The 12,425-nt window shown below is 75.3% G+C and carries 11 protein-coding genes; 3 read left to right on the top strand and 8 right to left on the bottom strand.

What is annotated here, in order from left to right:
• Window positions 1-144 precede the first annotated feature (144 nt).
• The 6 genes from Cph01nite_RS07460 to Cph01nite_RS07485 all read right to left on the bottom strand — a co-directional run bounded on the left by Cph01nite_RS07460 (window position 145) and on the right by Cph01nite_RS07485 (window position 7,493).
• On the bottom strand, window positions 145-1,065 hold the full coding sequence (locus Cph01nite_RS07460; protein WP_203672825.1) for a type IV toxin-antitoxin system AbiEi family antitoxin: 921 nt from the start codon (window positions 1,063-1,065) through the stop codon (window positions 145-147).
• Window positions 1,066-1,448: 383 nt separating this feature from the next.
• A complete protein-coding gene (locus Cph01nite_RS07465) occupies window positions 1,449-3,566 on the bottom strand; it encodes a 3-hydroxyacyl-CoA dehydrogenase NAD-binding domain-containing protein (protein WP_203672833.1) in 2,118 nt (705 codons plus the stop codon).
• Complete coding sequence (locus Cph01nite_RS07470; RefSeq protein WP_203672835.1) at window positions 3,563-4,801, bottom strand: thiolase family protein; 1,239 nt, start codon at window positions 4,799-4,801, stop codon at window positions 3,563-3,565. The genes Cph01nite_RS07465 and Cph01nite_RS07470 overlap by 4 nt, the downstream gene beginning before the upstream one ends.
• A gap of 141 nt (window positions 4,802-4,942) precedes the next feature.
• On the bottom strand, window positions 4,943-6,202 hold the full coding sequence (locus tag Cph01nite_RS07475; RefSeq protein ID WP_203672837.1) for an HRDC domain-containing protein: 1,260 nt from the start codon (window positions 6,200-6,202) through the stop codon (window positions 4,943-4,945).
• 124 nt (window positions 6,203-6,326) lie between these two features.
• A complete protein-coding gene (locus Cph01nite_RS07480) occupies window positions 6,327-6,857 on the bottom strand; it encodes a response regulator transcription factor (RefSeq protein WP_239069118.1) in 531 nt (176 codons plus the stop codon).
• A gap of 54 nt (window positions 6,858-6,911) precedes the next feature.
• Window positions 6,912-7,493, bottom strand: a complete 582-nt coding sequence (locus tag Cph01nite_RS07485; RefSeq protein WP_203672839.1) for a DUF3000 domain-containing protein — start codon at window positions 7,491-7,493, stop codon at window positions 6,912-6,914.
• A 180-nt stretch (window positions 7,494-7,673) separates the two neighbouring features.
• On the opposite strand from Cph01nite_RS07485, the gene gnd reads away from it, so the two are divergent.
• The 3 genes from gnd to cuyB are packed head-to-tail and all read left to right on the top strand — an operon-like array spanning window position 7,674 to window position 11,100.
• Entirely contained in the window at window positions 7,674-9,128 is a 1,455-nt protein-coding gene (gnd, locus tag Cph01nite_RS07490) for an NADP-dependent phosphogluconate dehydrogenase (RefSeq protein ID WP_203672841.1), read from the top strand.
• Complete coding sequence (locus Cph01nite_RS07495; RefSeq protein ID WP_203672843.1) at window positions 9,125-10,381, top strand: carboxylate--amine ligase; 1,257 nt, start codon at window positions 9,125-9,127, stop codon at window positions 10,379-10,381. Before gnd ends, Cph01nite_RS07495 begins: the two co-directional genes overlap by 4 nt.
• The gene (cuyB, locus tag Cph01nite_RS07500) at window positions 10,378-11,100 is read left to right on the top strand and encodes a cysteate racemase (RefSeq protein WP_203672845.1); all 723 of its coding nucleotides are present in this window, start codon (window positions 10,378-10,380) and stop codon (window positions 11,098-11,100) included. Before Cph01nite_RS07495 ends, cuyB begins: the two co-directional genes overlap by 4 nt.
• A 19-nt stretch (window positions 11,101-11,119) precedes the next feature.
• Here the strand turns inward: cuyB and Cph01nite_RS07505 are convergent, their stop codons facing one another.
• Complete coding sequence (locus Cph01nite_RS07505; RefSeq protein ID WP_203672847.1) at window positions 11,120-11,605, bottom strand: hypothetical protein; 486 nt, start codon at window positions 11,603-11,605, stop codon at window positions 11,120-11,122.
• Window positions 11,602-12,399 (bottom strand): dihydrofolate reductase family protein, encoded by a 798-nt coding sequence (locus Cph01nite_RS07510; protein WP_239069119.1) that lies wholly within the window; start codon window positions 12,397-12,399, stop codon window positions 11,602-11,604. Before Cph01nite_RS07510 ends, Cph01nite_RS07505 begins: the two co-directional genes overlap by 4 nt.
• Between the last annotated feature and the right edge of the window lie 26 nt (window positions 12,400-12,425).

Here is a 12,425-nt window from a genome sequence, read left to right on the forward strand (position 1 = left end):
TCCTGGGCGCGAGAGTGCGATCCAGCCCGTTCAGCACGTGAGATCGCGATCGGGCTCCCCGCATCAGGGTGAGAGAGCGATCCAGTCGCCGCGTCTCACGTCAGGCGGCGATCCGTGGGGTGCGGGGCGTCGGCCGTGGTCGTCTCACCAGGTCTGACGTGCCATCACGGAGCCATCGAAGCCGATGAGCCCGGCCACCGTCCGTTCCAGGTCGTTGCGACGTCCCAGGACGTCGCCGCGGTGCACGCCGATCACGGTCCACCCGAACCGCTGCGCGAGGTCCCGTCGTCGCTCGTCGTCGGCGACCTCCTGGGCGTGCCGGGCGTGATGGAACTCCTCGCCGTCGTACTCGACCCCGACGCGTACCGACGGGTACCCCAGGTCGAGCCGGTAGACCTCTCGCCCGGCCGCGTCACGGATGCGGATCTGTGCCTCGGGCCGGGGCAGGTCCGCCTCGACGAGCCGTAGGCGCAACCACGACTCGCCGGCCGACTCCGTGGCAGGCTCGCACTGCTCGATGACGAACCTCGCGCGTGCGATGTTCCGCGCGCCCGCGCACTGCTGCGAGCGTCGTCGCAGCTCCGACGGGGTCACGAGTCCCTGGTGCGCGTACGCGTCGACGGCCGCCAGGGCGAGGAAGCGGGGGGAGTAGCGGGCCAGGTCGAGCGCGGTGCGCGCCGGGGTGGTGGTCGGGATGCCGCGGACCACCTGGACGTCGTCGTCCGGCAGGTCGCTGATCCAGCATCGCAGCCCTGATCGTCGGACACGGGAGACACCGGGGGGCACCACGCACTGGAGCGATGGCGGCCGCAGGTGCAGCCCCGGCGCCCTCGTGTCGAGGCCGTGGAGCCACGCTGCCGTCTCCCGGCACACCGCGCCGCCTGCCGGCAGCACGGTGCTGACAGCGCGGGCGCGGACCTCGGGGTCGTCGAGCGCCGAGCGGTGCACCAGCACGCTGCGGAACAGCTGCACGTACCCGCCCGCGGCCTCCAGGCGCCGGACGGCCGACCAGGTGGCGCCGGCGGCGCGCAGCTCTCTCATGTCCAGCACAGGAGCGAACGACATGACGTGAATCTGCCGCGCGGTCCCGCGGCGCCGGCTCCGGCGGCCGGGATCTGTGGACCTGGCCTCGTGGCGCAGGGGCTGGGGTCGGCTGAGGGGCTGTCCGGTGCCTCGCTCAGCGCGCCGCGTCTCCCAGCGGCCTCGAGGAGCTGGATCGCGCCGTCACAGGTCGAGGGACGCTCCCTTCGCTCGGGAAGTGCGGCTGGATCGCTCTCTCGCGGTTGGGGGGGTGGGCGGGATTGCTCTCTCGCGGTTGGGGGGGTGGGCGGGATTGCTCTCTGGCGGCTGGGGGGTGGGCGGGATTGCTCTCTGGCGGCTGGGGGGTGGGCGGGTTTGCTCTCTCGCGGCTGGGGTGGGGGGTGGGAGAGAGCAAACCCGGCCGTCCGTCAGGTGAGCGGGACGTTCGCCCGGTCGTCGGGGAGCAGGCGGCGGCCCAGGACGCGCTCGCTGTAGCCCGTGCGGTCGAGGTACGGCGTGATCCCGCCGAGGTGGAAGCCCCAGCCGGCGCCCAGGATCATGCACAGGTCGATCTGCTCGGGGGTGGTCACCACACCCTCGTCGAGCATGTGGCCGACCTCCACCGTCAGGGCCGTCAGCACCGCGTCGAGCACGCCGGCCTCGTCGGCCGGCGCTGCCACCGCGGTGTCCCGGGCGGCGTCGAAGACCTCCTGCACGGCCGGGTCCACGCGCTTCGGGAGCCCCTTGCCCGGCGCCGGCCCGACGACGCGCGTCCCGTCGGCCACCAGCCTCTCCAGGCCGGGGGAGCGCGGGAACCGCTCGCCCAGGTTCTCGCGCAGCGACGTGAGCACGTGCAGCCCGACCGCCGGGCCGACGAGGTCGAAGAGCTCGAAGGGCGGCATCGGCAGGCCCAGCGGGTCCAGCGCGCGGTCGGCGACCTCGACGGGGGTGCCCTTCTCGACGGCGTCGACGATGACGCCCAGCAGCAGCACCAGCAGCCGGTTGACGACGAAGCCGGGGCGGTCCGCGACGAGCACCGCGGTCTTGCGCAGCCTGCCGACGACCGCGAACGCCGTCGCCAGGGCCTCGTCGGACGTGTGCTCGGCCTGGACGACCTCGACCAGCGGCATCGCGGCCACCGGGTTGAAGAAGTGCAGGCCGACGACGCGCCCGGGGTGCTCGAGGTCGGCGGCCATGCGCGTCACGGACAGCGCCGACGTGTTGGTCGCCAGGATCGCGTCGGGGGCGATGACGCCCTCGAGCTCCGCGAACACCTTCTTCTTCAGCTCGAGCACCTCGGTGACCGCCTCGATCACCAGGTCGCACCCGGCGAACACCGCGATGTCGGTGGACCCGGTGACCTGGGCGACGATCCGCGCACCCGCGTCGGACGACATGCGCCCGGACGTGACGAGCCGCTCGACCGTCGACCGCACGGTGCCCAGGCCCTGCTCGACGCGTGCCTTGTCGAGGTCCCGCATGACGACGGGCACGCCCAGCCGCTGGGCGAACAGCAGGGCGATCTGCGCGGCCATGAGGCCGGCGCCGACGACGCCGACGCGCGTCACCGGCCGTGCCAGCGCGGCGTCGGGCGCACCGGTGGGCCGCTTGCCCGACTGGACGAGCCCGAACGCGTAGACGCTCGCGCGCATCTCGTCGCTCATGATGAGGTCCGCCAGCGCCTCGTCCTCGGCGGCGAACGCGGCGTCCCTGTCGGTGTCGCGGGCGGCGGCCATGAGGTCCAGCGCCCGGCCCGGTGCCGGCCGCGAACCGTGGACGACGGCGTCGAGCCGTGCGCGGGCGGCCGCCACGGTGGCGTCCCAGGTCGCGGCGTCGTCGAGGGGGCGGCGTGCGACCGTCACGTCGCCCGCCAGCACGCCGGCCGCCCAGCGCACCGACTCCTCGAGGAAGTCGGCGGGCGCCAGCACCTCGTCGACGAGTCCGATCGCAGCCGCCTGCTGCGCCGTGAACGGCTTGTTGGCGGCCGGGCGCGTGAGGACGACGTCGAGCGCCGCCTCGATGCCCACCAGCCGCGGCACGAGGTATGCGCCGCCCCAGCCGGGCACCAGGCCGAGCCCGGTCTCGGGCAGCGCGAGCGCGCGGACGTCGGACGCCACGGTGCGGTAGTCGCAGTTCAGCGCGACCTCGAGCCCGCCCCCGAGCGCGACACCGTTGACGAACGCGAACGTCGGGACGCCGAGCTCGCCGAGCAGCCGGTACGCGTCGTGCCCGCCGCGGCCCAGCGCGAGGGCCTCCTCGCGCGACCTGACGGTGGCGACCTGCGTGAGGTCCGCGCCGGCGGCGAGGAAGTACGGCTTGCCGGTGACGGCCAGGGCGGCGATCTCTCCCGCGGCCGCGCGCGCCTGCTGCGCCCGCAGCACCGCGGTCAGCTCGGCGATGCCCTGCGGACCGAGCGTCGTGGGCTTGGTGTGGTCCAGCCCGTTGTCGAGCGTGACGAGGGCCAGCGTGCCGAGGTCGCCGGGCAGCCGCACGTCGCGGACCAGGGCGTGGGTGACGCGCTCGGGGCGCGGGGCGGACGTGCTCATCGGGCATCCTCCTGGCCGGTGAATCCGGGGTTCTCCCAGACGACGGTGCCGCCCTGGCCCAGGCCGACGCACATCGTCGTGATGCCGTACCGCACCTCGGGGTGCTCGGCGAACTGGCGCGCGAGCTGCGTCATGAGCCGGACGCCGGACGACGCGAGCGGGTGCCCCACCGCGATCGCCCCGCCGTACGGGTTCACGCGCGGGTCGTCGTCCGCGATGCCGAACGCGTCGAGGAACGACAGGACCTGCACGGCGAAGGCCTCGTTGATCTCGATCAGCCCGATGTCGTCGATCGTCAGGCCGGCGCGTTCGAGCGCCTTGTGCGTGGCGGGCACGGGGCCCAGCCCCATCACCTCGGGCTCGACGCCCGCGTAGGCGAACGCGACCAGCCGCATCCGCACGGGGAGCCCGAGCTCGACCGCGACGTCCTCCGCGGCCAGCAGGCACGACGCCGCGCCGTCCGTCAGGGGAGCGGACGTGCCCGCGGTGACGCGCCCACCGGGTCGGAACGGCGTGGGCAGTCCGGCGATCGCCCCGACGGTCGTGCCCGGGCGCGGCGGCTCGTCCGCCGTCGCAAGGCCCCAGCCGTGCTCCGGGTCGCGCAGCGCGACGGGCACGAGGTCCGGGTCGATGCGTCCCGAGGCCAGGGCCGCCGCGTACTTCTCCTGGCTGGACACCGCGTACGCGTCGGCGCGCTCCCGCGTCAGGGCGGGGAACCGGTCGTGCAGGTTCTCGGCCGTGACCCCCATGTTCAGGGCGTCCGCGGCCACGATCCGCTCGGCGAGGAACCGCGGGTTGGGGTCGGCGTCGAAGCCCATGGGGTGGTGGCCCATGTGCTCGACGCCCCCGGCGATCGTGACGTCCTGCGCGCCGAACCCGATGGCGGCGGCCGTCGTCGTGACGGCCGTCATCGCGCCCGCGCACATGCGGTCGACGGCGAACCCGGGCACCGTCGGCGGCAGACCCGCGAGCATCGCGACGGTGCGCCCGAGCGTCAGTCCCTGGTCGCCCTGCTGCGTGGTGGCGGCCAGCGCGACGTCGTCGACGCGCTCGGGCGGGAGCCCGGGGTGGCGGCGCAGGATCTCACGGACGGTCTTGACGGCGAGGTCGTCGGCGCGGGTGTGCGCGTACAGGCCGTCGGTGCGGGCGCGACCGAACGGGGTGCGCACCCCGTCGACGAAGACGACACGGCGTGCGGCGGGCACGCGGGCGTCGGGGTGGGACGTGCTCGGCATCAGTCCTCCTGGGGGACGGCGGTGTCCGGGAGTGCGCGTACGACGCGATCGCGTGCCCCCGGGGACCATCGTCCCTGGACACGCGAAGTTACTCAAGAGTAACAGTGGAGCGCCCTGCACCCGGCGGCGACCGCCGGGGGCTCAGGACGCCGCGAGCGACGCCGCCAGACGCTCCGCGAGCAGCTCCACCTGCCAGGCCCGGGCACCACCGGCCGCCAGGGCCGCAGCGATCCCGGCCGCGTCCGCGGGGTCCGGCGGCGACCAGCACAGCCGTCGCAGCAGGTCCGGCTGCAGCAGGTTCTCCACGGGGACCGCGTGCTGCTCGGACAGCCCGGTCACCACCGAGCGTGCCGCCGCGAGCCGGCGGGCCGCCGCCGGGTCGCGGTCCGCCCACACGCGCGCGGGCGGAGGGCCGTCGGACGCGGGACCCCGGGTCGGCGGCAGCTCGGACTCGGGCAGGGCGACGGCGCGGTCGATCGCCGCCTGCCACAGCGCCGCGCGGCGACGCGTCCCCTTGCCGGCGAACGCCGGCAGGGCGACGAGCTGGCCGGCCGTGCGGGGCAGCGCCTGGGCCGCTGCGACGATCGCCGCGTCGGGCAGCACCCGGCCGGGGGAGATGTCGCGCTCGCGCGCGTTGCGGTCGCGCGTCGCGTACAGCTCGCGGACCACGGCGAGCCGACGCGCGTCGCGCACGCCGTGCAGCCCCGAGACCCGGCGCCACGGCTCGGTGCGCGGCGCCGGCGGCGGCGCCGTGCGGACCGCCTCGAACTCCTGGCGCGCCCACTCGGCCTTGCCGGCCACGGCGAGCCGCTCGGCGAGCACCTGACGGACCTCGACCAGGACCTCGACGTCCAGGGCCGCGTACCGCAGCCACTCGGCGGGCAGGGGGCGTGTGGACCAGTCGACCGCCGAGTGCTCCTTGGCCAGGCCCAGGCCCAGGGTGTCCGCGACGACCGCCGCGAGGCCGACCCGTTCCATCCCGAGCAGGCGCGCCGCGAGCTCGGTGTCGAAGATGCGCGACGGCCGCAGGCCCTGCTCGGCGAGCCCGGGGAGGTCCTGCGACGCGGCGTGCAGCACCCACTCGACGCCCACGAGCGCCTCGGACAGCGCGGAGAGGTCCGGCAGCGCGATCGGGTCGACGAGGGCCGTGCCGGCGTCCTCGCGCCGCAGCTGCACCAGGTAGGTGCGCTGCCCGTACCGGTAGCCCGACGCGCGCTCGGCGTCGACCGCGACGGGCCCGGTCCCTGCCGCGAACGCGGCGATCGTCGCCGCCAGCGCCGCGGGCGTGGCGACCACCGGGGGCACGCCGTCGGCGGGCTCCAGCAGGGGGACGACGACGGGCGCCGTCACCTCGGGGCGCTCGTCCGCACCCGCGGTGTCCTGTGACGCCTCGACCTCCATGACGACCACCGTAGGCGACGCGGGCGGTGCGTCCGTGCAGGCGGGGGGTGCGTCGCGCGTCGCGCGGCCGACGCCGGCAGGTGGGCGGGCGGTCATCGCGGCGCCACGGACGGACGTGCCGTGGTCAGTCGATCATCCGGTGACGGATCGCGATCGCGACGAGCTCGGCGCGGTCGCCCGTGCCCAGCTTGCGCGAGATGCGCGCGAGGTGGCTCTTGACCGTCAGCGCCGACAGGCCCAGCTCCTCGCCGATGAGGCGGTTGGTGCGACCCTCGGCGACGCGCGCGAGCACGCTGAGCTCGCGTGCGCTCAGCTCGGCGGTCGGCGCCACGGGGGCCGGGGCGACCCGCGCCGGGGCGGACGTGGCCTCGGTGGTGCTGGCGACCCCGCCCCGCAGCCCGCCGGCGAGCAGCGTGCGCAGCTCCTCACGGCCGGCGCGGCGCGCGAGCACCACCACCCGGTGGGCGCCCCGCCGGTGCAGCGCACGGACCAGGGTCTCGCCCTCGCCGTCCGAGATCTGCGTGACGACGACGCACATGGGGTGCCGGGCGGGGGTGGCCGAGGGCACCCGCCGCGACGTGGGCAGGCCCGTGACGCCCGGCGCACGACGGGCCGGGAGGTCGCGGACGTCACGTCGAAGAGGCTCGATGGTCACGTCCGGTGCATCGGCAGTGGCGACGACGGACTTGAGCCGGGGCACGGCGGACCGTCAGCGGCGGGGCAGGGGCACGACGCCCTCGGGCAGCGGCGGCAGCCCGGCGGCCGTGCACAGCAGCGTGGACCAGGCCGTCAGGTGCGGTCCGAGCTGCTCGTCCCAGGCGGTCCACGACGCCCGGATCTCCAGCTCGGTCTGCTCCTCGCGGCGGTCCAGGGCTCCGAAGCTCTGGGACAGCACGCGCGTCACGGTGCCGCCGGCGGCGTGGGGGTCGACGCCCACGGAGGCCAGGGCGTCGTGGAACCACGACCAGGCGACCTCCGCGAGCAGGGGGTCGGCGCCCACCTCCGCCTCGAGGCTCGCCCGCACGAGGGTGACCAGACGGAACGACCCGTCCCACGCCTCCTGGCCCTCGGGGTCGTACAGCACGACGAACCGGCCCGAGGCGAGGTCCTGCGCCGCGACGGAGCGGCGCGCCGTCCGGACCTCGGCGGTGAGCGCCGCCGAGTAGGGCGCGATCCGCGCGGGACCGGGCACCTCGTCGAGCACGACCTCCGGTCGCACGGGCACGCCGCGCAAGGAGCGCAGGGCGCGGACGAACTCGGCGGGGACGTCCTCGGGTCCGGCAGGGGTCACGCGGCGAGCGTACGGGCGCCCTGCGCGTCTCGGTCCCCGGCACGCCGACGGTGTCGGCCCCCGTGCGCACTAGGCTCGGCGACGCATCCGCACGTGCCCCCACGCACGGCGCCGGCCGCAGCGCGGCACGGCACCTGCCGGTGGTGGTACGTGCCCACCGGCATGAAGGAGCGCTCTGTGATGTCTGTCCCGTCGTCGGCCGTCGGTACCGCGCAGATCGGCGTCACCGGGTTGGCCGTCATGGGCCGCAACCTGGCGCGGAACTTCGCGCGGCACGGTTACACGGTCGCCGTCCACAACCGCACGTTCGCCCGCACGCAGTCGCTGGTCGCCGACCACGCGGCCGACGGCACGTTCGTGCCGTCGGAGTCGATGGCCGACTTCGTCGCGTCGCTCGAGCGGCCCCGCAAGGTCGTGATCATGGTGCAGGCCGGCGCGCCGACCGACGCCGTGATCGCCGAGCTCGTGCCGCTGCTCGAGCCCGGCGACATCGTGGTCGACGCGGGCAACGCGCACTTCCCCGACACGGTCCGCCGGGAGGCCGCGCTGCGCGAGGCCGGGCTGCACTTCGTCGGCACCGGGGTCTCCGGGGGCGAGGAGGGTGCGCTCAACGGCCCGTCGATCATGCCCGGCGGGACCGCGGAGTCCTACGCGTCGCTGGGCCCGATCCTCGAGGCGATCTCGGCGAAGGTCGACGGCGTGCCGTGCTGCACGCACGTCGGTCCCGACGGCGCCGGGCACTTCGTCAAGATGGTCCACAACGGCATCGAGTACGCCGACATGCAGCTCATCGCCGAGGCCTACGACCTGCTGCGGGCCGGCCTGGGCGCCACGGCACCGGAGATCGGCGAGGTCTTCGCCGCCTGGAACACCGGCGACCTGGAGTCCTACCTCATCGAGGTGACGGCGGAGGTCCTGTCGCACACCGACGCGGCCACGGGTCGTCCGTTCGTCGACGTCGTCGCCGACGCCGCCGAGCAGAAGGGCACCGGGCGCTGGACCGTGCAGAACGGCCTCGACCTCGGGGTGCCGATCACCGGCATCGCCGAGGCGACGTTCGCCCGGGCGCTGTCGGGCTCGGCGCCGCAGCGCGCGGCCGCGCGCGGCGTCCTGCCGGCGGACACGCTCGAGTGGAACGTGCCCGACCCGGGCGCGTTCATCGAGGACGTGCGCCTGGCGCTCTACGCGTCGAAGGTCGTGGCGTACTCGCAGGGCTTCGACCAGATCGCCGCGGCCAGCGCGCAGCACGGCTGGGACATCGACCGCGGCGCGATGGCGCGGATCTGGCGGGGGGGCTGCATCATCCGCGCCCGGTTCCTCGACCGCATCACGCAGGCGTACGAGCGTGACGCGCACCTGCCGCTGCTGCTCGCCGACCCGTACTTCACCGCCGCCGTCGCCAACGGCGTCGCCGCCTGGCGCCGGGTCGTCGCGGCCGCTGCGGTGCACGGGGTCCCGACGCCGGCGTTCTCGTCGTCGCTCGCGTACTACGACGGGGTGCGTGCCGAGCGTCTGCCCGCCAACCTCATCCAGGCGCAGCGCGACTTCTTCGGGGCGCACACGTACCGGCGCACCGACCGTGACGGGACCTTCCACACCGACTGGTCCGGCGACCGCGCCGAGCAGACCTGGTGACCCGGCGCACCGGGGCGCAGGTCCCCGCGCCGCGGCTGCAGCCCGTGGTGCTCGGGGGGGACGTCGGCGCGTACTCGCTGGCGCGCACGTTCCACGAGGCGTACGGGGTGCGCTCGGTCGTGGTCTCGTCGGTCTCGACGGGTCTGGTGCGCCGCTCGCGGATCCTCGAGAACGTCGTCGAGCCGGGCATCGACGACGGCCCGACGGTCGTGCGCCGGCTGCGGGCTGTCGCCGAGCAGCACCCGGGCACCCACCGGGTGCTGCTCGGCAGCGCCGACTGGCTCGTGCGCACGATCGTCGAGAACCGCGCACAGCTCGAGGACCTCTACACGATCCCGTACGTCGACGTGGCGACCCTCGACCGGGTCACGGACAAGGTGCTGTTCGGTGAGCTGTGCGCCGAGCTGGGCATCGACCACCCGGCGACGGTCGTGCACGACGTCCAGGCCGGTGGCACGCCCGACACGTCCCACCTGCGCTTCCCCGTGATCGCCAAGGCGGCCGACACCGCGGCGTACCATCTCGTGGAGTTCCCGGGCAAGAAGAAGGTCTTCACCGTCGACACCCCTGCCGAGCTCGCCGACCTGCTGGCGCGCGTGCAGGCGTCGGGGTACCGCGGGAGCTTCGTCGTGCAGGACCTCATCCCGGGGGACGACTCGGGCATGCGGATCCTCACGTGCTACAGCGACGCGAGCGGCAGGGTGCGGTTCTCCGCGTTCGGGCACGTGCTGCTCGAGGAGCACACACCCGGTGCCCTGGGCAACCCCGCGGGGATCATCACGGGGCACGACGACGAGATCGTGGCGCAGGCGGTCCGGCTGCTGGAGCACCTCGGCTGGACCGGGTACGCCAACTTCGACCTCAAGTTCGACCCGCGGGACGGGCGCACCGTGTTCTTCGAGCTGAACCCGCGTCTCGGCCGGTCCAACTTCTACATCACCGCAGGCGGGCGCAACACCGCCGAGCTGTACGTCCGCGAGCACGTCCAGGGCCTGGACCCGCTGCCCGAGGGCGCCGCCGGGCACCTCACCGAGCCGCACCTGTACACGGTGCTGCCCCGGTGGCTCCTGCGCCGCTACGTCGCCGACCCCGCCCTGCGTGCGCGCACCCGTGCGCTGGGCCGTGCCCGACGGGCGACCAACCCGCTGTGGTACCGCGCCGAGTGGGACCCGCGCCGCCTGGCGTACCTCGCCGTCGCCCAGGCGAACCAGGTGCGCAAGTACCGGCGGCACTACCCGCGGGGGGACGCGTGAGCGACGCGGCGGGAGCGCGGACCGAGGTCGGCGTCATCGGCGGCGTCGGCCCCGCCGCCACGGTGTGCTTCCTCGACCTCGTCGTGCGGCACACGGCCGCCGAGCGCGACCAGGACCACGTCGACCTCGTGGTGCTCCAGCACTCGACCATCCCGGACCGGACCGCCTACATCCTCGGTCGCTCGGACGAGGACCCCGGGCCGGTCATGGCGGCCGACGCGCGCCGACTCGAGCGGCTCGGCGTCGGCTTCGTCGTCGTCCCCTGCAACACCGCGCACCACTTCACCGACGAGGTCGCCGCGGCGGTCCACGTCCCCGTGCTCAGCATCGTCGACGAGACGGTGTCGGAGGTGGCCGCGCGGCCGGGGGTGGCCCGCGTCGGCGTCCTCGCGACGAGCGGGACGCTCGCGGCGCAGGTCTACCAGCGCGCGCTCGAGGCCCGTGGCCTGGCACCCGTGGTGCCGCAGGACGCCGACCAGGACGTGGTCATGGGGATCATCTACGACCAGGTCAAGGCGGGACGCCCCGCCGACGTCGCGGCGCTGCACGCCGTCGCCGACGGGCTGCGCGGGCGGGGGGCCGACGTCGTCGTCCTGGGGTGCACGGAGCTGTCCGTCGTGGCGGCGGCGCACGACCTGCTCGCCGACGACCGGTACGTCGACTCCCTCGACGTGCTGGCGCGGCGCACGGTCGAGCGCGCGGGGTACCCACTGCGCTGACCGCGCGCCGCGCCGGCGGTCAGCCGAGCTCGCTGGTCCCGGAGTACAGGTGCAGCACCGGCACGTGCAGCTCGTCGCGCGCCCGCGACGCCCAGTCGGTGTGGAACGTGTCCTCGACCATGTGCGGGTACGTCACGACGACGACCTCGCGCACGTCCCCACCGGCCACCGCGCTGCGCAGCGCGGGCAGCGGGTCGTCGTCGGTGACGTCGCCGGTCGCGGTGCGGCCCGCGGCCGCGAACGCCGCGACGCTGCCGGCGATCTGCTCCGCGGCCGTCTGGCGCGCCTGGGAGCGGCTGGGCTCGTGGCCGGTCGCGCGGTCCCACGCCTCGCGCAGCTCGCCCATGCTCAGCGCGTCGATGATCCACGGGACCAGCGGACGCTCGGTGTCGGCGGGCACCAGGACACGGTAGGTGGGCGTCTCGTCGGGGTGCAGACCCACGATGTGGCGGACGTCGGACTCGGCGAGGGTGTCCTCGGTGAGGACGAGGATGGTGGCGGTCACGCCCCCGAGCCTACGGGTGCGCGCAGGTCCCAGCAGGCCAGGAGCGTGCCGTCCGTCGCGTGCAGCAGGTGCCGCAGGTGCGCCCGGCGCGCCGGGTCCAGCGGTGCCGGCCCCACCGCGAGGCGCGGGGCGTCGCCCGCGACGACCAGCGGGCCGGTCGTCAGGCAGAGCTCGTCGACGACGTCGGCCGCGAGGAGGTCGCCCAGCAGGTGCGGCCCGCCCTCGGCCAGGACGTGGCGCAGGCCGCGCTCCGCGAGCGTGGCGACGGCCGCGCGCAGGTCCGGTGCGTCCGGGTCGTCCACCCCCGGCACGACCAGCGTGCGCTCCGGGCCGACCGCGTCGCGGGTCGGCCCGGCGCCCGCGGTCCCGGTGACCACGTACGGCGGGTGCGGTCCGTCACGGAGCCCCGGGGGGACCTCGCCCCGGCGCGTGACGACGGCGAGCTCGATCCGGGCCGGCAGGCCGGCGGCGGCGCGGGCGGCGCGCAGGTGCTCGGGGACGGGCAGCTCGCGGTAGCCCTCCGCCCGGACCGTGCCGGCCCCGACGAGGACCACGTCGGCCAGCGCCCGCAGCACCGCGAAGACGCGCCGGTCGGCCGGTGTCCCCAGGGTGCCGGAGCGCCCGTCACCACCGGTCGCGGCACCGTCGACGCTCGTCACCATGTTCGCGCGCACGTGGGGGCGCGACCGCTCGCGCGCGAACAGCCGTCGCAGCTCGCGCTCGTCGGGGGTGTCCGCGAGGCGGCGGTCGTCGCGGGCGGGGACGAGCAGGTCGAGGTGGACGTCGCTGGGCACCCGCCCAGGCTAGGGGGCCGCCGACC

The sequence above is a fragment of the Cellulomonas phragmiteti genome, from assembly GCF_016862775.1.
GTDB lineage: Bacteria > Actinomycetota > Actinomycetes > Actinomycetales > Cellulomonadaceae > Cellulomonas > Cellulomonas phragmiteti.